The organism is Xanthomonas axonopodis (assembly GCF_001304695.1).
Taxonomy (GTDB): Bacteria; Pseudomonadota; Gammaproteobacteria; order Xanthomonadales; family Xanthomonadaceae; genus Xanthomonas; species Xanthomonas axonopodis.
This window is the reverse complement of sequence record NZ_JFAQ01000087.1, coordinates 20,693-40,807: the sequence shown is the minus strand read 5'-3', so window position 1 is coordinate 40,807 and position 20,115 is coordinate 20,693. Positions and strand designations below refer to the sequence as shown.

Genomic DNA, 20,115 nt, shown 5'->3' with positions numbered 1-20,115 from the left:
CATGCACGTGAGCTCGGCTGCTACCTCGCCGGCGTGCGGCACTGCCAGACAGTTCCGCTCGTCGTCGCGCTACTTGCGCGCCTGCTCGGCCGCGTTCAACCGCGCTGCCAGCACAGCGCTATTGGGTAACGCTCAACTCCGGCGCGGCCGCATCCAGCTCCACCGTCGCAAACGCGCTGCCGTACTGCGGATGCGCCTGCCACAGCGCTGCCAACGTCTGCCCGCTCAACGGGTCGACGAAGTCCGGCGCGATGTCGACCAGCGGCTTGAGCACGAATGCGTGTTTGAGCTCGAGCCGCGGGATGCGCAGATGCCCGGGGCCTTCGACGATACAGTCGCCGAAGAACACCACATCCAGATCCAGGGTGCGGTCGCTGAAACGCGGGCCGCTGCGATCACGCCCATGCGCATCTTCCAGCGCATGCAGCCAGCGATCCAGCGCGTCCAGATCCAGATCGGTCTGCACTACCACCGCGTTGTTGACGAAGTCCGGCCCATCGAAGCCCACCGCCGGCGTGCGGTACGCGGGTGATACGTCAATCTGGCCGAAGCGCGCGCGCAAGGCGGCGACAGCCAAGCGCAGGTAGTGGGTCGGCTTGACGTTGCTGCCGAGGCTGAGAAGCGCGGTGGTCATACGTTATTCGCACATGCGGCCGGCGTGGACGTCAACTGTTGCAATCGCGTTGCACCCATCGATGCACGCGATGGGTGTGCGCGACGTGGTGTCAGGCCACTTCCAGCGCATGCGAGACGGCGCGGAACACACGGCGCATTTCCAAGGGTTTGCGCAGCACATGCACCGGCAGATCCGACGGGAAATGCACCCGCTGCAGCGGCGCACCGACATCTTCCAGCACGATCGCCGGGCCCTGGTACCCCAGCTCCTGCATGCTCAACAGCACGCTCACTGCCGAGAGCAGGATGATGTCGCTGTCGATGATAACCAGATCCGGCATCGCGTGCTGCTGCACCAGTTGCAGTGCCGCGGCGCCATCGCTGGCCAGCTGCGGCTGATAGCCCTGACTGGAAAGCGCATTGCCCAGCAGCGACAGGCGCGTGGCTTCGCCATCCACCAGCAAAATGCGCTGCCCATGGCCGAGCGGGAGCGGCAGTTCGGCTTCAGTCACCGCTGCAGAGAGCGAGCGCATCGGCACGATCATGTCAAAGCGCGTGCCCTCGCCCAGCCGGCTATCGACCACGATGCTGCCGCCATAGCTTTCGATGATGCGCTTGCACGAAATCAGTCCCAGCCCGGTGCCATCGGCCTTGGTGGTGAAGAAAGGACGGAACAGGCGCGCGCGGGTTTCGTAGCTCATGCCCACGCCGGTGTCGGCCACGCTCATGCGCACGCGCGAGGCATCGTAGCGATCGGCTGCCAGGATCAGTCTGCCACCCTCCGGCATCGCCTGGATCGCGTTCAAGCCCAGGTTGAGCAGGCATTGCTGCAATTCGGTGTAGTTGGCCTCGATGGTCAGATCCGCAGCGATGGTGTCCATCTGCAGACGCACGCCGTCGGGCAGGCTGCTCTTGAGCAGCATCTGCACGGCCTGAAACAGATTGGCGATGGATACCTGCTCACGCGGCTTGTTGGAACCGCGCACGAACGAGAGCATCGACTCGGCCATTTCATGCCCGCGCCGGCCGCATTCGGCCACCACGTTGGCCAGCTGACGCAGCTGCGGGTCGTCGGTGCGCCCGGCCAGCAGGTCGGGCACGATCAACAACGGTTGCAGGATATTGCGCAGGTCGTGGCTCAAACCGGCAGCCAGCATCGCCAGGCTTTCCAGGCGCTGCGCACGCATCAGCTCGCTTTCCACGCGCTGGCGCTCCAGATCCGCGCGCGCCTCGCGGATCGCGCGGATCACCGCGCTCGGCAAGCGCGTCGGGTTGTGCTTGATGATGTAGTCGTTGGCGCCATCCTGCAGCGCCTTGACCGCGGTCTCCTCACCCATGGTGCCGGAGACGAAGATGAAGGGCGTGGCACCGTTCTGGCGCACCAGACGCAGCGCCTGGTGGCCGGAAAAGCCCGGCATGCTCAGGTCCGACAGCACGATGTCCGGCTGGAAGTCATCCAGCGCGGCGCGCAGCGACGGCTCGCTGTCCACGCGCTCGAACGCCGCATCCAGCCCGGCCTCGAGCAACTGATCGGATAACAGCTCGGCGTCTTCCGGTGAATCTTCCACCAGAAGGATCTTCAGCTGCTCCAGGTTGCCCCCCTCTTGCGGCATGGTTCAGTCCAGCTCCGGTGCCTGGTTGATGACCGCCCAGAACGTGCCGAGCGTCTTGACCGCGTTGAAGAACTGATCCACGTCCACCGGCTTGACCACGTAGGCATTCACGCCCAGGTCCCAGCTGCGGGCCAGATCGCTTTCTTCGCGCGAGGAGGACAGGATCACCACCGGCAGGCGCTTGAGCGTCTCGTCGCTGCGCACCTGCTTGAGCACTTCCAGCCCGTCCAGGCGCGGCATCTTGATGTCCAGCAGCAGCACGGCCGGCAGGCCTTCCTCACGGTCGGCGAACATGCCGCGGCGCAGCAGATAGTCCATGGCTTCCACGCCGTCTTCGACATGCACGATGGGATTGGCAAGGCGGGCTTCGCGCAAGGCGTCGACCGCCATCTCCGCATCGGCGGGGCTGTCTTCTGCCAGAAGAATGGTACGGATGGCGGTCATGCAGTGAACTCTTGGTTGGGCGCTTCAAGCGCAGGAGGTAACACGAAATAAAACGTGGCGCCCTCGTCGACGACGCTTTCAGCCCACACCCGGCCGCCGTGACGCGTCAACACGCGCCGTACGCTGGCCAGGCCGATGCCGGTACCAGCGTATTCGCTGGCCTTGTGCAGACGTTGGAACACACCGAACAGTTTTCCGCTGTATTCCATATCGAAACCGGCACCGTTGTCGCGCACGCTGAACTGGTGGCCGCCGTCGGACATCTGCGTGTAGCTGACCTCGATCTTGGCCACCTCGCGCTTGGCACTGTACTTGACCGCATTGCCAAGCAGGTTCATCCACAGCTGACGCATCATGTTTTCGTCGGCAACCAGCACCGGCAACGGTGCGATATGCCATTCCACCCGGTGGCCGGTGTTCTCGCTCTGCACGTTGGAATCCAGGATCGCGCGCGTTTCGGCCACCAGCGATTGCATGTCCACCGCCTGCAGGCGCAACGCACCGCGGCCCAGGCGCGAATACACCAGCAGATCGTCGATCAGCGAGGCCATGCGCCGCGCCGAGCTGCTGATCACTTCCATGTAATGGCGCGACTTCTCGTCGGCGGCATCGCCCAGATGGCGCGCCAGCTTGTCGGAGAATCCGGCCACGTGCCGCAGCGGTGCGCGCAGATCGTGCGAGACCGAGTAACTGAAGGCTTCCAGCTCGCGGTTGACTTCCGAGACCTGCTCCACCTTGCCTTCCATCTGCCGGTTGAGCTCCTGGATACGCAACTGCGCGGCCTTCTGCAGGCTGATGTCGCTCACCGTCATCAGCACCACGTCTTCGTCGGTGGTGTCGGGTAGCGGCATGCGGCGTGCATTGATCAACATGGTGCGCAGCACGCCGTCGGCGGCGCGCTGCTCGTGTTCGTAATCCCACAACTCGCGGCCACGCAACAACACGTCCGCCAGCCGTTGATGGATCTGCGCATCGCGCCAGACGCCATCACCCACATCTTCCAGCGGCATCAATTCGTTGCCGCGCTCTTCCAGGCCATACAGGTCGGCAAAGGCAGGGTTATGCAACACGATGCGCTGGCTGGCATCCAGCAGCACGATCGGCTCGCGCACGGTTTGCAGCACCGAGCTGGCGCGACCGTTGGCACGCAGGTATTCCTGCTCGGCCGCCAGCCGGCGGCGGATCTGCCGCTGCAGCAGCCAGGTCACGGTACCCAGCAACAGCAACTGCACCGCCAGCGCCGTCCAGCTCAGCACCGCGTAATGCATGCGCTCGGTCTGGGCGCGCGCATTGCGCAGCGCCAGCAAACGGCTTTCGGCGCTTCGCAGGTCGTCGATCAGCAGACGGCTCGGGTTGTTCAGGGTCATGTCGTTGATCAGCGCGCGTATTTGCTCCGGCGCGGTGGTCACCGCAATGCGCTCGGACGACAGCAGACGCCGTTCGATGCTGCTCTGGATGCGCCCGATGCGCACCAGCTGCGAAGGGTTGTCCCTGGTCAGTTCGATCAGCCGCTGCACGGCGGCAAGAGATTCGCGCCGGCCGCGGCGCATACGCTCATTCAGTGCTTCGCGCTCCACGCCGTGCGAGCGCATCAGCGCCGCCGATTCGGTATCGCGCATCGCCGCCTCCAGGCGCTGGGCAGTCTCCTGCACTTGCTGGCTATGCGATACCCACGACGCGGCCTGGTTGGCGTTGCGGGCCATCTGCTGCAGCACCAACGAAGGCACCACCACAATCAGGAACACGGCGACCGCCAACAGAGGCAGGCGCCAGCGATCCCATTTGTCTGCTTGGACCGTTGTTTGCATTGCTGGACCGAATTCTGCTCACTGCAGGGGGCCAAGGACTGACCGGCATTGTCTCCGATCACGCAGCTTGCCAGATTAATGGTTCAGAGAAATCATGTCAGTCCGTGACATAGCTGAATGGGCATATCATACGTGTAGCACGCGTGAAAACGGCGCGAGCGCCTTGCCGGCGATCGGCTCAGCGCACACTTCTTCAAAATGAAAAAGGCGCACTCCGTGGAGTGCGCCCGGTGCTCGGGTCGCCGCCTCGCCTCGGCGGCCCGGCATTCGCAGCAGCTGCGCTTACTTCTTCGCAGCGGTGACCTTCAGGCCGGTCGACTTGACGCTCTTGACGCCCTCGATGCCCTTGGCAACGGCAACGGCCTTGTCATACTCAGCCTGGGTGGCGACCGCGCCGGTCAGGGTCACGATGCCGTTCTTGGTCTTGACCTTCACGTCGGTACCCGAGACATTGTCGGTGGCCAGCAGGTCGGCCTTGACCTTGGTGGTGATCCAGGTGTCGGTGACCGGCTTCTTGGACTCGTTCATGCCGGCGGCGTGGTCGTTGTGATCGGCATGTTCCTGCGGTGCCGCAAATGCCTGCGACGCACCGAGAGTCAGACCGAGCGACAGCGACAGAGCCAGCAGCTTGTGTGCATGCGTCATGTTCTTCATACCAAGCACCTCCTGTTGAATGTGGGCGCAGCTTGCCGTGGCGCTCGTCGAGCAGACGTGACTGTTGCATGCAGAGGTTGTGAACCCTGCGCACACGGGCAGGTGCAATACCATGCGGGCTCCCTCCGTCGTTGCGATGAACCGTTTTCAATGCCTAAACTGTTCAATCTGGCCGTCGTCGGCTATGGCTATGTCGGCCGCACCTTCCATGCACCGCTGATCGCGAGCACCCCCGGCCTGCAATTGCACAGCGTGGTGTCGTCCAAGCCGCAACAGCCACAATCCGATTTTCCCGGCATTACCGTGATGGCCGACCTCGACAGTGCGCTGGCCGATCCCACCCTGGATGCCGTGGTGCTGGCCACCCCGAACCACACCCATGCCCCCTTCGCGCTGAAGGCCCTGGCCGCCGGCAAACATGTGCTGGTGGACAAGCCGTTCGCGCTGGATGCCACGCAGGCGCAGCAGATAGTCGATGCCACCAATGCGGCGGGGTGCATCATCAGCGTGTTCCAGAATCGCCGCTGGGACGCGGACTTTCTCACCGTGCGCCGGTTGATCGAAGAAGGCCAGCTGGGCGAAGTGGTGGAGTTCCATTCGCACTTCGACCGCTATCGCCCGCAAGTGCGCGACCGTTGGCGCGAGAGCGATAGCCCCGGTGCCGGATTGTGGTATGACCTGGGTCCGCATCTGCTGGATCAGGCGATGCAGTTGTTCGGTATGCCGCAGGGCATTGGCGCGGATCTGCAACGTCAGCGCGACCAGGCACGCAGCGTCGATTATTTCCACGTCACCCTGCACTACCCTCGGCTGCGCGTGATTCTGCACGCGGGGTCGCTGGTGGCCGATGGCAGCCTGCGCTTCGCCGTACACGGCACGCGCGGCAGTTACCTCAAACGCGGCCTGGATACGCAGGAAGACCAGCTGCGCGCCGGTCGTCGCCCCGGCACGGTCGGCTGGGGCGTGGACCCGTTACCGGGGACGCTCACCCGCGTCGATGACGAAGGCCGCATCCACACTCATCAGCCCGACAACCTACCGGGCGACTATCGGCAGTGCTACGCCGCCTTTCGCGACGCACTGGCCGGCACCGGCCCGGCGCCGGTCAGCAGCGGCGATGCGGTGCAGCTGATGCAGTTGATGGACCTTGCGCAACGCAGCGCTGCGGACGGCCGAGTGCAGTGGCTGGATGCCGCGCGCGACTGATCACGCTAGGACGGTTCTGCCCTTCCAACAGTGCGCGCCGCAATCCGGACGCGCACCGTCATCGGGTCCACACCTTACGCGTCCTTGCTCCCGATCGTCGGCGCTGCCGAGGTCGTGGTCATCACCGCGTGGCCGCCGAACTGGTTGCGCATCGCCGCGAGCAGTTTGTCCGTAAACGAATCCTTGTCGCGCGAGCGCAGCCGCTCCATCAGCGACAACGTGATGACCGGTGCAGAGACTTCCAGATCGATCGCTTCGGCGACCGTCCAGCGGCCTTCGCCCGAATCGGCCACGTACGGCGCGATGCCGGCCATGGTGGGGTTATGCGTCAACGCATCGGCCGTCAGATCCAGCAACCACGAACGCACCACGCTGCCATCGCGCCAGATTTCGGCAACCTGGTGCAGATCCAGCGCAAAATCGGCCTTGTGCTGCATCAACGCGAAGCCTTCGGCATAAGCCTGCATCATTCCGTATTCGATGCCGTTGTGGACCATCTTGGTGAAGTGGCCGGCACCACTCGGGCCAACCCGTCCCCAGCCCTTGTCCGGCGCCGGCGCGAGCGTTGCCAGGATCGGATGCAACGTAGTCACCGCCGCTTCGTCGCCACCCACCATCAAGCTGTAACCTTCCTGCAGACCCCAGATGCCGCCGCTGGTGCCGCAATCGACAAACGCGATGCCGCTGGCCTGCAGCAACGCCGCACGCCGCTGCGAATCCTTGTAGTACGAATTACCGCCATCGATGACGATGTCGCCGGCCTGCAGCAAGGGCAACAGCTGCGCCAGCGTGTCATCGACGATCTTGCCGGCCGGGACCATCAACCACACCACGCGCGGGCTCGGCAGTGCGGCCACCAGCGCTGCCAGCGCATCGGCAGTGACAATGCCCTTGGCTTGCGCGCTGGTGCGCGCGTTCGCGCCCGGATCGTAGCCATGCACGCGATGTCCACCATTGACCAAGCGCTCGGCCATGTTGGCGCCCATGCGGCCCAGTCCCACCATACCCAGTTCCATAATCGCTCCTCATGATCTGATCAGTGCAGGGTGCCATGCTCGGTGTACGCTGGCGTGGCGGAATTCTCAATGGATTGTTCCGCGACGGTGGCGGCGCTGCACTGCTGCAGCTGCCAGTCGATCCACCGCCAGTACAAGGTGGTGCGCAGATTGTGCAAGGTCAGGTCAATGGCGTACGGCGTGCGCGGGTTACGGTCGAGCAAGCGTGCCACGTGGTAGCCGATCGGCTTGGTGCCCTTGGGGTGCACATAGACCAAAAAGCCCTGGTAGAACGGGTCATCCAGCAGCGTCTGCAGCTGTGCCTGCTGCTGCGGGTCGAGCGTGGCGCGCAATGCTGCATCGCGCTCGTAAAGCAGGCGCTCGAATTGGCGCTTGCCGGGCCCGCGCAACTGTTTGGCCAGCTCCCAGATCTGCCGGTTGCGCGCGTCGTAATACTCAAAGCCACCATGTTGCGCCAGCGCTCGCGCGGCTGCATCGCTGACATCCACCACCACGAAATTCTCGGCCTGATTGTGGATGTCATCCAGATAGGCCTTGTCGAACACGTGCGCGATGAAACCTGGTGCACCGACGAACGCCTGCCGCCCGAGCTGTGAGGTTTTCACCGCCTTGCCGTCGGCAAAGAATTCGCCGGCATGCGCACCGAGCAGGATGCTGTCGGTGTCGTGCAAGGTCAGGAACGTGCCGATCGACACTTCACCAGGCGTAAACACCTTATCGAACCCGGCATCGCCGAACAATTCGCGCTGGGTGGCGAGCTGAGCCACCTGGCGGCCCACGCCGCACTCGGAACGCACCTGGCCGCGGTAGAACGCATCCAGCGCTTGCGCATTGCTGCCGCGCGGCTGATACCCGCGACCGAAACTGCGAAACCCGCTCCAGCCCTGCGCCGCTGCGCCACGCCAGCCGAATCCAATCCACCCCAGTTGCAGCGCCGAGAAGCGATAGCGCGGGTTGTTCTGCAACTGCTTCACCGCGCGGCGGGTGGCTGCACCGAGTTCGAACGCATAGGCGCAGTGCGTCGCTGCATCGTCCAGCACTGCGGTGAGCGCTGCGCCGCGCTGTTGCGTGTTCCAGTCGGCCGGAAGAGTCAGCTGCAGATCGCCGGCGGCCTGCGCCTGTGCAAGCGTGCCGCGCGTACACGGCTCACCACGCTGTAGTACCGGTGCGCTCACTGCGGCGCGATGGATGGTCCAGCCCATCCGTCGCAGCAGGGCTTCCACGCAATCCGCGCTGGCGGCGTGCGCAGCCTGGCTCGGAGCGGCATCGACAACCTGCAGCAACTGCCCCGCCAGCAAGGCACTTGCACACGCAAGCAAAGCAAGTCGGAGCAGACGTGCTGGCCGTGGCGGCATCGGCGCCGCTGGTGATCGCGATGGCGAACTGCGGTGCGCGTGGACGACACTCATCGATGACATACGCAATGAACTGTTGGCACGACCCCACTCTCAGACGTAGAAAGCCCCGGCTTGGCCGGGGCTCGCAAGGTTCAATTCAGACCAATCGCAGTACCGCCTCAGCGACGTTCGCAGACACGCTCGACCTGGCGATTGCCATTGGCTTGCTGGCGATTGCCTTGAATGGTGCGACCTGCAGCACCACCGGCCACCGCACCTGCCACAGTTGCCAACTTCTTGCCGTTACCGCCGCCAACCTGGTTGCCCAGCAGGCCACCGATTGCAGCGCCGGCCAGCGTACCGCCGATGCGGTTCGGGTCGGTCGAGTTCTTTTGTACTTCGACATTGCGGCAGCGCACGCGGGTGCCGTCATTGAACCTGCGACCTTCGTCCGCTTCCGAATAGCGCTGCTGATGCGAGTAGTTTTGAGCCTGGGCGAAGGTGCTCGTCGCCATCAGGCCGATCAGGGACATACCCAGCAGGGAGTTGCGCATTTTCATCGTTGTTCTCCACGTTTCTCGCCCGCTCGGCGAGGCATGGGCGCACTCTGGCCGCTGGGTCGAGAACACAACGTGAAGCGCACGCCTGGCTATTCAGGCTTTAGAGCGGAGCGTGAACCGCGTCGTCACGGCTGTTTGGCCGGTTCGCTCTGCGGCACCTTCGCCGGTGCCGATGGCGGGTTCTGCGCTTCGACCGGCAATGGCGCCACCGGCGGCTGGGCAACCGTTGCGGGAGCCGCCACAGCGGGCGCAGGCTGCGCCGGGGTCGGGGTAGTTGCGGCAGGGGTGGCCGGAACCGCAGCTGCCGGCACTGGTGTCGCCGCATGCGCGGGTGCGGGCGTGGGCGCCGTACTCGCGGCAGCAGGCAACGCTTCGGTGACCTTGGGGAGATACGAATTCAGGCGTTCAAAAAAGCGCTTGTAGAAGGCCGCATCCTGCACCGTGGTGCTGGACACGCGCACCAGCGAATCGCCACTGCTACCGACCGGCAGCGACACCGACCCCAGCATGCCCACGCCTACGCTAGCCGAGGTGGAGCTCTTCTTCAGTGCGTAACGGTCCTGCAGCGCGCTCACGAACACCTGCGCCTTGCCGCCGTCTTGGCTGGCGCAGGAAATGCGCAGATTGAGTTGTTCGCTCTGGTCTGCTTCCTTGAGCTGGAAGTTCTTGCTGCCCTCCACCGCTGCAGCATCGGCGCGCGTGACGGCGTAGCCCTGACTCAGCAGCACGCGTCGCGCCGCCTCGCAGGCTTGCGGCGAACTGGCCGCCACGCTGCGCGAATAGGTGTCATCGGAATTGAACGACTCGCGCATCAGCATCGTGTCGCCCTTGCTGCCGCCGCAGCCCGCCAGAGTTGCCAGCGCGCCAAGCAGTGCGCCGCGCGCGATCAGGGAAGAACAAGACATGGGGAGATTCCGGCATCCAAAACCGGCACAGAGCATAGCGGCAACCCATGTGCGCGCGGCGTCGGCTTGCCCGATCAGGGCAACGGCGGTTCATCCACTGGCAATTGCAGGTCTACCTGCAGACGGCTGCCACCGGCACCGATGCGCTCGGCGCGCAGGTAGTGGTGCGCGCGCACCATCGCCAGTGCCACCGGCGCACGGCACGGTTCGCCCCACAGGCTCAACGCGAAGCCCTACTGCTGCAGCCAGAGGGTGAGGCGGTCCCACAGCGCTTGTTCGCCACGCAGCATCAAGTCCAGATCGGCCGGGCCTTGGGGCACCAGGGTCGGCGACGCCAGCCAGCGCGCGTAGCTGCCATGCACCACTACCGGCAGGCCCTGTGCCTGCACCGCCTGCAGCAATTGCGCGTCCTGCTGCAGATCCAGCCGGGCACGACAATGCTGAAAAATCAGCGCGTATTCGTGGCTGCGATTGCTCTGTGCAGCGGCATGCGCCAGCGCTGCGCCCGGACGCCGATAGCACAGCACCCGCTCCTCGCGCAGGGTGAACAGGCTGACCAGGATGCGGCCCAGATCCCAGGCCTGCGGAATCACGCGGCCGCCGACCACCACGTTCTGCAACATCGCCACGCCCACGCCTTCGGGCCGCATCTGCTTGCGCAGCGCGTGGAAGACCGCACGCATGCCGGTCAGATAGCTGGCGTAATCGCTGCTCGCGTAAAGCTGCCCAGGCGGCACGTCGCCATGCCAGTGGCAGCCGAAATACGGCACGTTGGTCAGACACAGGTCGATCGGGGCCGCCGGCGCGATCTCGGCCAGGTTGCCGACCACCACCGGCGCTTCCACCGCATGCCGCGCCAGACGCGTGCGTGCCAACTGCGCGCGTGCCTGATCGATTTCCATGCCATGCGCGTTGCGGCCTTCCAGCGCGGCCGCCAGCAAGGTGCTGCCAAAGCCACAGAACGGGTCGAACACCTGCTCGCCCGGCCGGCTGAAATGGCGCACAAACGGGCGCATCTGATTGACCCAGCCACAATCGCGCACGCTGAGCGGGTCGGCCGCGCGCAGATCGTCGGGCAGCGCCCAGGCGGCATCATCCGGGGCCGGCGTCCACCAACTGCGCTGATCGAACTCATCAATCGGCGGGCTCCCACAGCACATCGGCATCCGGGTCCCAGCCCGCACAGAGACGGCCGTTGGCGAAGAACACCAGCTTGTCCAGATCGCCGGTCGCGTGGCGCGCATGCATCGCGGCGTAGTCGGCGCTTTCGAAGACCACCTGCAAGCCCGCCTGGTCGCGCAGCCGCACATTCCAGAAATAATAGCCTTCGGTGAGACCATCGGGTTGCCAGCGCGACCACCAGGGCTGCTGCATGCACTGGTCCAGCAACGTGTCCACGCCGACGCGGTGCTCGCCGATGTAGCGCAGCGTGCCGTTGCTGCGATAGGCATCGTGCAACCGCGACAATTCCCGAAAGATCACCTGGCTGGCGCCACAGCGGCGCGCCCATGCGATGTATTGTGCAATGGCATCGGCATTGTCCACGCCACCGCGCTGCACGATGCAGACCAGTCGCAGCGGCAGCCGTGCTGCCAGCCGCTGGGCCGTGTGCACGAAGGTCGCTGCATCGGCGATGGGCTCGTCGGGGCGGAAACGCATGATCGCGTCGTTGCGCTCCTGCAGCGGATGGTGACGCGACAGCTCGACCCAGGACAGGCCGAAGTCGAACAGCGCATCGATCAACCGCGCACCGTGAGCACGCTCCAGCCCGGCGCCGTTGCTGTACAGCACGCGCTGCTCGACGCGCGGGCCGTTCGGCGTGGTTGCCAGGGTGTGCAGCAGGGACTGCAACCACGCTGCATCGTCGGTCATTTCCAGACCCGACAACGAATACGACCGTGGCACATCGCGCAGCAGCTGCAAGACAGCGCTCAACTGCTGGAAATAGGCAGGCCCAGGTCGCAACGTCGCTGCAGCACGACCGCCGCCGTGCTGCCGCAGATTTTCCGAACAGAACCCGCAGCGCGCCGAACACCGCCGCACCGAGGCATATGGGGTAAAGGTGATCGGCAACGCTGCGCGATACGTGCGCGCCCCGATGCGCAGCGCATGCCAGCGGCAGGCCTCGGCCTGCAGCGGTACGCGCCGCTGCAGGTTGGGTGCTGCGGCGCGCAGACGCGCCAGCAGCGCCGAAGCAGGCAACAAGGAAATGTCGTCGATGGAAGCGTGCATGGCGAACCCTGCGCGCCGCGCGTCAGCGACGCGCCGCGTTGGCACGCGCGCGCACCTGCTCCAACGTCCACTCCTGTTGCGACACGCCGTTTTCCCACACCGTCACCAACGCGTCCTCGCTGTCGGGGTAGGTGTCCACCTCATCAAGCAAAGCGCTGCGGTAGCTGCCATCGTTGCGGTTGCGCAGCAAGGTCAGGCGGCCGCGCTTGCTCTGCTTGCCCTGGTCGGTGATCGGGTCCTTGTAGACATCGACCCACTGCCCGTCCACGCGCACTGCCGAGCACTTCAACGCAAACTTCTGCGTGTCGCGGTCCACCTTCTGCAGCAACGCACCGCCCATACCGAAAGCGACATTGTCGGCGGCATAGCCGGCGGCGGTGATGCGCTCCAGGATCGCGCGCAGCGAGGTGGGGTTGATACCATCGCCCTGGATCACCCGCACGTGGTTGAGCACCTTGTAGCCCTTGCCATTGACCTGATGGCCGAACGCTTCGTCCAGCAACAGCAGGCACTGCTCGACCACGTCCACCGGGTCGCCCGAGTCCGGACGAATCACCACCGTTGCGCCGGAGGCGATCACTTCTTCGCGCAAGGTGGTGCCCCAATGCTCGGCAATGGCGCGGTAGATGTCGTAGCTGTCCGACACCACCGCCACGATGGAACCCGGGCGCGCGAACTGCCTCAGCATGTTGCGATACGCATCCACCTCGCGCTCGCGGCCCCAGCTGGTGATGGTGCTGTGCTCGGCAGCGGGAATCGAATATCCGGCCACCGGCGTGTGGTAATGCGCACGCTCCAGCAGCAACGCCGACAAGGTGTCGGTACCGAGAAAATTCACCAGATGCGCGGCACCACCCAATGCAGCCGAGCCAAGACTGGACACGCCACGCGCGCCAAAATCATGAAGTTTGAAAGGCAACTGCCCTTCCGGATCGTCGCTGGTACGCTCCAGATAATCGCGCACGATCTGCTTGACCTGCCAGCTCACCGTGGCCACCGTCACCGGGTACCACACGCGCAGCAACAGGGTTTCCAGATACGAGGGCACCCAGAACGCCTTGGCGTCGGTGGACTCGATGGTCATCAGCACGTTGTGCGTTGGCACCACCGCGCCCTCGGGCACCGCGCGGATGCGGATCGGCAACTGCCCGCCAAGCCGGTCGACGATATCGCGCCAGCCTGCCTCGTTGAATGGCTCGCCGTGCGCCGTCAGCAGCGCTTTCGCATCGTCGATGTCTGCATGCGTCACCGGCCGGTTGATCGCTTCTTTCAGGATCGACTGCAGACCGAAGAACACGGTCTGCTCGTAAAGCCCACCGCGCGATTCGACATAGAAAAACGACGCATCGGTGCCGGGCGGATATTGCAGCCAGTGACTGGCCTTGTAGCTATCGGTATTGAGCAGCAGGTTATCGAGGTAATGCATGACGGAAGCTCCTTCGCGTCGAATGAACCGGCGGTCTGTCCGCCGGCGGGAGGTCACGGTTCAAGCGGTCACGGCATGTGCGGCCTGGTGGCATCGCGGCAGCACGTCGTCGTTTGTGCGCGTCAGCCACGGCCCAGGAAGAATTCAAGAATATGCAGGTGGTCTTCGTACAGGCGTGGGCCCATCGCCATCACTTCGGCGATCGGAATCCAGCGCGCCTTGTCGGCATCGTCGCCACCGCGGACCGCAGGCAACTCTCCGGCCGGAAACTCGAAATGGAACGCATGGGTAATGGTGCGTCCGCGCTGGCTGCGCTCGGGATGATCGAAGACCTGCTTGCCACGTAACGAGCCCTTTAGCACCGGCACCGGCAACTTGAGCCGGGTTTCCTCGCGCAGCTCGCGCAGGCAGCAATCCAGCAGGCCTTCCTCCTGGCCGACGAAACCGCCGGGCAACGCCCACAACCCCTTGCCCGGTTCGGCGCGACGCCGCACCAGCAGCACATGCCCCGAATGCACCACGACCGCATCGGTAGTGACGAATGTCGGCGGATACGGCGCGTCGTTCCACGCGGCGCGGTATTGCTCGATGAAGCGGTATTCGGCCACCAGTTGCGCGTAGCTGGGCGAATTGCGCCAGAACCCTTCCAGCATGTCGTAGACGGGCACCGGCACATTACCGCGCAGCATCAACAAGCCGCCGTGGAAACCGATATCGCCGGCTTCGAACAGGTAGCGGCGCAATTCGGTGGCCGACAGCGTTGCGGTATGTTGCACGTCTTCCAGCGGCCACTGCGGAAACTCACGCAGGTAATAGCTGCTGGCATCCTTGTCCATGCCGATCAGGCCGATGTTTGCATCCAGCGTACCGCCATCGGCGTGCACCGCTTCGGCAACCTGCCGCTGCACTTCGGCAATCCACAGGCTTTCGTTGTAGAGATGGTCGCGTAGCGGCCGCACGAGCAGCCGCGCGGTTTCGTCCGGCAGCGCAGATTCGATCATCACCGCACGTTCGGCGACGGTCCAAGGATTGCGAATGGTGCGGGGCGTGTCGGCCGAGCCGATCAGCATGATGAGCTTTTTCGCCTTGCCCAGCGCGTGGCGGGCGACGGCGGCGTGGCCGTTATGAAAGGGCTCGAAACGCCCGATAAACACGAGATAGTCGTACGGCGTTGCCATGAGAATCCCTCACGGTTGAGTGGTGAGCTGGCAGTCTGTCCGCCGGCTTGATGTAAATGCTACGCCGATGCACGACGGCGTCAAGCGGCCGGCTGTCTTCGCTTCGGTAGTCATCGCCGTGACGCACCGGTCATCATCTCTGGCTAGACTCGGCGCTCTTGCTTCTTCAAGGAATTCCCCTGCATGCCACGCTCCATCGCGCAGGTGCTGCGCTGCCTTCTCGCAATCAGTGCACTGCTGTGCATCACCCTACCCGCGCTGGCTGTCACGCCGGTAGCGCCACTGCGGGTCATGTCGTTCAACGTGCGCGTGCCGGCCGATACCGATGGCGACAAACGCTGGCAAGTGCGCCGCGCTGCCATGGTCGCGTTGATCAAACAGACGCATCCGGACGTGTTTGGCACGCAGGAACTGGTGAGCGAACAGGCTGCCTTTCTGGCCGAACAGTTGCCCGACTACCGCTGGTTCGGCCAGGGCCGGCGCGGCGATGACAGCGACGAGCACATGGGCGTGTTCTACGACACGCGTGTACTGGAGGTGATGGAGTCGGGCAACTTCTGGCTGTCCGACACGCCCGAACGCCCCGGCAGCATCACCTGGGGCAATGTACTGCCACGCATGGCCACCTGGGCGCTGTTCGAGCGCCGCAGCGACAAGCGCCGCTTTTACCTGTTCAACACGCACTTTCCGTATCGCGATGAGGACGAGCCCGCCCGCGAGCGCAGCGCGCGCCTGATCCTGTCGCGCATCGCGCAGTTGCCTGCCACTATCCCGGTGGTGCTGACCGGCGATTTCAACAGCGACCCGGACAAAATCACCTACCCCACGCTGACCGCAGTACTTCGCGATGCACGCGCACAGGCCAGCAAGCGCAGCGGGCCGGAAAACACCTTCCAGGATTTCACCACGCACCCGACCCGACGCATCGACTGGATCCTGTATCGCGGATTGCGTCCTTCCCGCTTTGCGACCCTGGACGATCGTCCCGGCGGCATTCTGCCGTCGGACCATTACCCGGTGATGGCCGAGTTCGACTGGCCACGCTGAGAACCACGCGCAAGAGCCATTGGCCGGCAGCCAGCGCGCGTGCCTGCGTTGACACGGCCACCCGATGCACGCAGCGCTGCGGCGATCAAGCTGGATAAATGCCGGCGTTCGCGGCGCTGGCCTGCAGCCATTCCAGCAAGGCCTGCAGGGTGGCCGAAGGGCCGTCGCGCCAGATGATGGATAGCTCGCGCCGGGCCCAGGTTTCCTCAGCGGCACCGCCGCCAGCTGCTGGCTGACACTGGAGCACGCCAGCGCCGCGTGCGGCACGATGGCCACGCCCACGCCGCGTGCCAGCATGCGGCACAGCGTGTCGATACCCGGCGCGCGCGGATGCGCAGCTGCACGCCGGCCCGCGCCAGATGAGTCCTCAGGTGGCGCTGCAAGGCGTTGTCGGCCGATAACGCCAGCAATTGCATCGGCGCGATATCGGCCAGGCGCAGGCTGCCTGCGCTGGCAAGCCGATGGCTGGCGGCCACCGCGACCACCAGGCGGTCCTGTCGGAACGGACGCCGCTGCAGGCCGGTGAAGTCGACATGCCCGGCCACCACGGCCAGATCCGCACGTTCATCGCGCACGGCGTCGGCAGCCTCCTCGCTGCCCCATTCGGCCAGGGTCAGGTCCACCCGTGGATGGGTCAGCAAAAAATCCGCAACGCACTCGGGCAGCCATTCGGACAGTGCGGCGGTGTTCGCGGCCAATCGCAGGGTGACCTGTCCACCAAGTCCGTAATCGCCAAGCTCGCTGCGCATGGCCTGTTCCTGCCGTGCCAGTACCCGTGCATGCCGCAGCAGGACCTGGCCGGCGGCGGTGAGCGTCACGCCCCGCCGGCCACGCTCGAACAGGGCCGCGCCGACCTGCAACTCCAGCGCGCGAATACGCGCACTGGTAGCCGCCAGCGACAGCGCCACGCGGTCGGCGCCAGCGATGATGCTGCCGGTGTCGGCCACCGCAACAAAGATCCACAAGTCGGTGAATTCCACCTGCATCTGCACCTCCAAACAAAGACAGCTTGCCGGACACCGCTACCGCACCGATCCTGCCCCCATGAATGAAGACCTCTCGCAGCTGGTCATGGTTGCCGCGGTATTCCTGCTAGCTGGCGCGGTCAAAGGCGTGGCCGGCATGGGGCTGCCCACCGTGGCAATGGGTTTGCTGGGGCTGTGGCTGCCGCCCAGCCAGGCTGCCGCGCTGTTGGTGCTGCCTTCGTTGGTGACGAATCTGCACAGGCCTGGGGGCCCGCTGCGACCGTGTTGTTGCGGCGTCTGTGGCCGCTGTTGGCCATGGTGGTGGCCGGCACGTGGTTGAGTGCCGGATTGATGATTGGCGGTCATCCGCGCTACCTGCGCGGCGCGCTTGGGGTCTTGCTGGTCGCCTACGCCCTGCTTGGGCTTGCGCGCCGCCAGTGGACCCTGCCGCCACGTCATGGGCGCTGGGGCAGCCCGCTGATCGGCTTGGTCGGTGGCCTGCTCAATAGCGCTACCGGCGTGCTGGTTCTCCCGATGGTGCCGTACCTTTCTGCGCTGGGTCTGCCACGCGAGCTGTTGATCCGCGCACTGGCCGCGTGCTTCGGTACGGCAACGCTTGCGCTGGCCACGGCGCTGGTCTGGCATGGCGGCGTGCCGCTCTCGGCCGGCCTGCCATCGCTGCTGGCGCTTTTCCCTACGGCAGTTGGCGTATGGGCCGGCACGCGGGTGCGACGCCGCATCTCTCCCGAGGTATTCCGTCGGATATTTTTCGGCACCTTGCTGCTGCTCGGCCTGCAGGCCTGCTGGCAGGCGGTTGCCTGAGACGCCGCCCGCGCAGCCACGGTAGTGCCGAAAAGAAAACGCCACCGGCAAGCGGTGGCGTCCATGCAGTCGATCGGCAACCTGAATCAGTCTGCCCAACGTCCAGGTGCGGTCGACTTGGGCAGCACCTGCGCCGACAACGGCTTGTCCTGCGAAAGCAAGCTCAGCGCATCGGCCAGGATGGCCGCCGACTCATGCAGCAGCGGATCCGGACGCTTTTCGGCGGCCTTTTCGCGTGCAGTGTCCTTGACGATGTCGCGCTCGTTACCAGTTAGGCCGTCGTCGCTGTCCTCGGCAAGCGGATCCAGCGGCAGGCCAAGCTGCTTACGAATCTGCTGGCGATCCTTGCGCTGCTGATCCTGCTTCTGTCGCTCGGCAACGCGCTCGGCCTCATTCAACGAAATGTACTTCTTGGCCTTTTCGTCGCGGAACTGCTTGACGTCTTCTTCCCACCACTGGAATTCCTTGTCGGTGGCAATGCGCGCAGTGTGCAAGGACTGCAACTTGGGCAGCAGTGGTGCGAAGTTGCCGTATTGGGTATGCGGGGCAGCGGCGATGCGCGTCCACGGCAATGCATTGTCGTACGTGCTCTCACCGAACTCGGTGGCATCCACGCTGGCCGGGAAGGCGATATCCGGCACCACACCCTTGTGCTGGGTGCTGGAGCCGCTGACGCGGAAGAACTGCGCGATCGTCAGCTTGACCTGCCCATACCGCTGCCCTTCGGCAGCAGGCCAGCGATCCAGGTCGACGATGTTCTGCACGGTGCCCTTGCCGAAGCTGGTTTCGCCGATCACCAGACCACGCCCGTAATCCTGGATCGCACCGGCGAAGATCTCCGAAGCCGACGCCGAGCCGCGGTTGATCAATACAGCCAGTGGGCCCTCCCAGGCGACCTTGGGATCGCTGTCGCCATTGACGGTGACGCGGCCGCCGGATTCGCGTACCTGCACGACCGGCCCCTGCTCGATGAACAAGCCGGTCAGTTCGATCGCCTCGTCGAGCGAACCACCGCCGTTATTGCGCAGGTCAAGCACCACGCCATCGATCTTGTCGGTCTTGAAGCCGGCCAGCAGCTTGGCAACGTCGCGCGTGGCCGAGGCATAGTCGGTCGCGTTGCGGCGCCGGCCTTCGAAATCCTGGTAGAAGCCCGGCAGCTTGATGATGCCGATGCGGCGCTGCGGCTCGCTGCCGGTCGCCGGCAAGGTGATGGTTTCGCCCTTGGCAGCCTGCTCGGCCAGACGCACCTTCTGACGGGTCAGGGTCACCGTGCGGTGCTTGCCATCGATGCCCGACTCGGCCGGGATGTACTCCAGGCGAACCAGGGTGTCCTTGCTGCCGCGGATCTTCGCCACCACGTCATCGATGCGCCAGCCGATCACATCTTCGATCGCGCCGTTCTTGGCCTGCCCAACGCCGACGATGCGATCGCCCGGCTTGAGCGTGCCATCTACCGACGCCGGACCGCCCGGGATCACCTCGCGGATCACCACCATGTCGTCCTGCTTCTGCAGCTGCGCACCAATGCCTTCCAACGACAGCGACATCTGCTGGTTGAACGTTTCGGCAGTGCGCGGGGTGAAGTAATCGGTATGCGGGTCGACGGCATTGGTATAGGCGTTGACGAAGAACTGGAACACGTCTTCGCCCTTGAGCTGCTTGACCGAATCGGCCAATGCCACATACCGCTTGTCCAGCGTCTTGCGGATGTCGTCGGGCTTCTTGCCGGCCAGTTTCAGGCGCAGCCAATCGTTCATCACCGACTGGCGCCACAGTACGTCCAATTGCTTGTCGTCCGCAGCCCACGGCACGTCCTTGCGGTCGTACTCGAACTTGTCGTTCCCGCTGAAATCGAAGTCCTGCTTGAGCAGGTCGCGCGCGTACTTGACGCGTTGATCGACGCGCTTCTTGTACACCGCAAACACCTGGAACGCCGGCTCCAGGTTGCCGCCACGCAACGCGTCGCCCACACCGGCCTGGAGCGGCGCGAAGCTGTCGATATCGGCCTGGGTGAAGAACTGTTTGCCGCCGTCCAGCGTTTCCAGGTAGCGCTTGAACACGTCCTTGGACATCGCCTCGTCCAGCGTGCGCGGCCGGTAGGCGTAGCGGCTGTCGGAGAGCAGGCCGTAGACGAGTTTGGTGGCCGTCGCCTGGTCGGGCGTGGCAGCGGCCGGCAGCGCAGTATCGGCGCGTGCGAGCAAAGCCATCGGAGTGGTCAACACCAGCGCCAGCAGGCCGGCCTTCATGCACGAAGAAACGTTGTAGGTCATCGAATGGCTCTCGGCAC

General features: G+C 64.8%; 15 protein-coding genes and 3 pseudogenes. 3 read left to right on the top strand and 15 right to left on the bottom strand.

The features are described from left to right. Window positions 1–118: 118 nt before the first annotated feature. The 5 genes from folK to XAXN_RS08900 form a co-directional block, all read right to left on the bottom strand. A complete protein-coding gene (gene folK, locus XAXN_RS08920; protein ID WP_054319276.1) occupies window positions 119–634 on the bottom strand; it encodes a 2-amino-4-hydroxy-6-hydroxymethyldihydropteridine diphosphokinase in 516 nt (171 codons plus the stop codon). A gap of 91 nt (window positions 635–725) precedes the next feature. Next, entirely contained in the window at window positions 726–2,228 is a 1,503-nt protein-coding gene (locus tag XAXN_RS08915) for a response regulator (RefSeq protein WP_054319275.1), read from the bottom strand. Between the two features lie 3 nt (window positions 2,229–2,231). Further along, a complete protein-coding gene (locus XAXN_RS08910) occupies window positions 2,232–2,672 on the bottom strand; it encodes a response regulator (protein WP_003482689.1) in 441 nt (146 codons plus the stop codon). After that, window positions 2,669–4,480 carry a sensor histidine kinase gene (locus XAXN_RS08905; protein WP_054319274.1) on the bottom strand — a complete coding sequence of 604 codons (1,812 nt, stop codon included), beginning with the start codon at window positions 4,478–4,480 and terminating at the stop codon, window positions 2,669–2,671. Before XAXN_RS08905 ends, XAXN_RS08910 begins: the two co-directional genes overlap by 4 nt. 282 nt (window positions 4,481–4,762) lie before the next feature. Further along, window positions 4,763–5,134 (bottom strand): BON domain-containing protein, encoded by a 372-nt coding sequence (locus tag XAXN_RS08900; protein WP_042821327.1) that lies wholly within the window; start codon window positions 5,132–5,134, stop codon window positions 4,763–4,765. A gap of 150 nt (window positions 5,135–5,284) precedes the next feature. Here XAXN_RS08900 and XAXN_RS08895 point away from each other — a divergent pair, with 150 nt between their 5' ends. Beyond that, complete coding sequence (locus XAXN_RS08895; RefSeq protein WP_054319273.1) at window positions 5,285–6,340, top strand: oxidoreductase; 1,056 nt, start codon at window positions 5,285–5,287, stop codon at window positions 6,338–6,340. A gap of 74 nt (window positions 6,341–6,414) precedes the next feature. Here the strand turns inward: XAXN_RS08895 and gnd are convergent, their stop codons facing one another. The 8 genes and pseudogenes from gnd to XAXN_RS08855 form a co-directional block, all read right to left on the bottom strand. Continuing rightward, a complete protein-coding gene (gene gnd / locus XAXN_RS08890) occupies window positions 6,415–7,356 on the bottom strand; it encodes a phosphogluconate dehydrogenase (NAD(+)-dependent, decarboxylating) (RefSeq protein WP_054319272.1) in 942 nt (313 codons plus the stop codon). Window positions 7,357–7,376: 20 nt separating this feature from the next. Further along, window positions 7,377–8,711 carry a hypothetical protein gene (locus XAXN_RS08885; protein WP_054319271.1) on the bottom strand — a complete coding sequence of 445 codons (1,335 nt, stop codon included), beginning with the start codon at window positions 8,709–8,711 and terminating at the stop codon, window positions 7,377–7,379. 161 nt (window positions 8,712–8,872) lie between these two features. Continuing rightward, window positions 8,873–9,253 (bottom strand): glycine zipper 2TM domain-containing protein, encoded by a 381-nt coding sequence (locus XAXN_RS08880; protein ID WP_054319270.1) that lies wholly within the window; start codon window positions 9,251–9,253, stop codon window positions 8,873–8,875. Window positions 9,254–9,378: 125 nt separating this feature from the next. Then, window positions 9,379–10,158, bottom strand: coding sequence for a DUF2242 domain-containing protein (locus XAXN_RS08875; protein ID WP_054319269.1), 780 nt, complete (start codon window positions 10,156–10,158; stop codon window positions 9,379–9,381). Between the two features lie 74 nt (window positions 10,159–10,232). Next, window positions 10,233–11,297 (bottom strand): annotated as a pseudogene (locus tag XAXN_RS08870) (DNA methyltransferase). Beyond that, window positions 11,293–12,390, bottom strand: coding sequence for a radical SAM family protein (locus XAXN_RS08865; RefSeq protein ID WP_054319268.1), 1,098 nt, complete (start codon window positions 12,388–12,390; stop codon window positions 11,293–11,295). The pseudogene XAXN_RS08870 and the gene XAXN_RS08865 overlap by 5 nt, the downstream one beginning before the upstream one ends. A 22-nt stretch (window positions 12,391–12,412) precedes the next feature. Then, window positions 12,413–13,816, bottom strand: a complete 1,404-nt coding sequence (locus XAXN_RS08860) for a nicotinate phosphoribosyltransferase (RefSeq protein WP_054319267.1) — start codon at window positions 13,814–13,816, stop codon at window positions 12,413–12,415. A gap of 122 nt (window positions 13,817–13,938) precedes the next feature. Continuing rightward, window positions 13,939–14,994: a bifunctional nicotinamide-nucleotide adenylyltransferase/Nudix hydroxylase gene (locus XAXN_RS08855; RefSeq protein WP_054319266.1), complete on the bottom strand. Its 1,056-nt coding sequence runs from the start codon at window positions 14,992–14,994 to the stop codon at window positions 13,939–13,941. Between the two features lie 183 nt (window positions 14,995–15,177). Between XAXN_RS08855 and XAXN_RS08850 the strand changes: the two genes are divergently transcribed. Further along, window positions 15,178–16,041, top strand: coding sequence for an endonuclease/exonuclease/phosphatase family protein (locus tag XAXN_RS08850; protein WP_054319265.1), 864 nt, complete (start codon window positions 15,178–15,180; stop codon window positions 16,039–16,041). An 85-nt stretch (window positions 16,042–16,126) separates the two neighbouring features. Here the strand turns inward: XAXN_RS08850 and XAXN_RS08845 are convergent. Beyond that, window positions 16,127–17,027, bottom strand: a pseudogene (locus XAXN_RS08845) (LysR substrate-binding domain-containing protein). A gap of 58 nt (window positions 17,028–17,085) precedes the next feature. Between XAXN_RS08845 and XAXN_RS08840 the strand changes: the two are divergent. Continuing rightward, a pseudogene (locus tag XAXN_RS08840) lies at window positions 17,086–17,828 on the top strand (sulfite exporter TauE/SafE family protein). 86 nt (window positions 17,829–17,914) lie between these two features. Here the strand turns inward: XAXN_RS08840 and XAXN_RS08835 are convergent. Further along, complete coding sequence (locus XAXN_RS08835; RefSeq protein WP_174515525.1) at window positions 17,915–20,074, bottom strand: carboxy terminal-processing peptidase; 2,160 nt, start codon at window positions 20,072–20,074, stop codon at window positions 17,915–17,917. Between the last annotated feature and the right edge of the window lie 41 nt (window positions 20,075–20,115).

Coding starts and splice junctions, on each gene's coding strand:
- XAXN_RS08915 (WP_054319275.1), bottom strand. CDS start 2,228: ATGCCGCAAGAGGGGGGCAACCTGGAGCAGCTGAAGATCCTTCTGGTG.
- XAXN_RS08855 (WP_054319266.1), bottom strand. CDS start 14,994: ATGGCAACGCCGTACGACTATCTCGTGTTTATCGGGCGTTTCGAGCCC.
- XAXN_RS08880 (WP_054319270.1), bottom strand. CDS start 9,253: ATGAAAATGCGCAACTCCCTGCTGGGTATGTCCCTGATCGGCCTGATG.
- XAXN_RS08895 (WP_054319273.1), top strand. CDS start 5,285: ATGCCTAAACTGTTCAATCTGGCCGTCGTCGGCTATGGCTATGTCGGC.
- XAXN_RS08905 (WP_054319274.1), bottom strand. CDS start 4,480: ATGCAAACAACGGTCCAAGCAGACAAATGGGATCGCTGGCGCCTGCCT.
- folK (WP_054319276.1), bottom strand. CDS start 634: ATGACCACCGCGCTTCTCAGCCTCGGCAGCAACGTCAAGCCGACCCAC.
- gnd (WP_054319272.1), bottom strand. CDS start 7,356: ATGGAACTGGGTATGGTGGGACTGGGCCGCATGGGCGCCAACATGGCC.
- XAXN_RS08835 (WP_174515525.1), bottom strand. CDS start 20,074: ATGAAGGCCGGCCTGCTGGCGCTGGTGTTGACCACTCCGATGGCTTTG.
- XAXN_RS08875 (WP_054319269.1), bottom strand. CDS start 10,158: ATGTCTTGTTCTTCCCTGATCGCGCGCGGCGCACTGCTTGGCGCGCTG.
- XAXN_RS08850 (WP_054319265.1), top strand. CDS start 15,178: ATGCCACGCTCCATCGCGCAGGTGCTGCGCTGCCTTCTCGCAATCAGT.
- XAXN_RS08910 (WP_003482689.1), bottom strand. CDS start 2,672: ATGACCGCCATCCGTACCATTCTTCTGGCAGAAGACAGCCCCGCCGAT.
- XAXN_RS08865 (WP_054319268.1), bottom strand. CDS start 12,390: ATGCACGCTTCCATCGACGACATTTCCTTGTTGCCTGCTTCGGCGCTG.
- XAXN_RS08900 (WP_042821327.1), bottom strand. CDS start 5,134: ATGAAGAACATGACGCATGCACACAAGCTGCTGGCTCTGTCGCTGTCG.
- XAXN_RS08860 (WP_054319267.1), bottom strand. CDS start 13,816: ATGCATTACCTCGATAACCTGCTGCTCAATACCGATAGCTACAAGGCC.
- XAXN_RS08885 (WP_054319271.1), bottom strand. CDS start 8,711: ATGCCGCCACGGCCAGCACGTCTGCTCCGACTTGCTTTGCTTGCGTGT.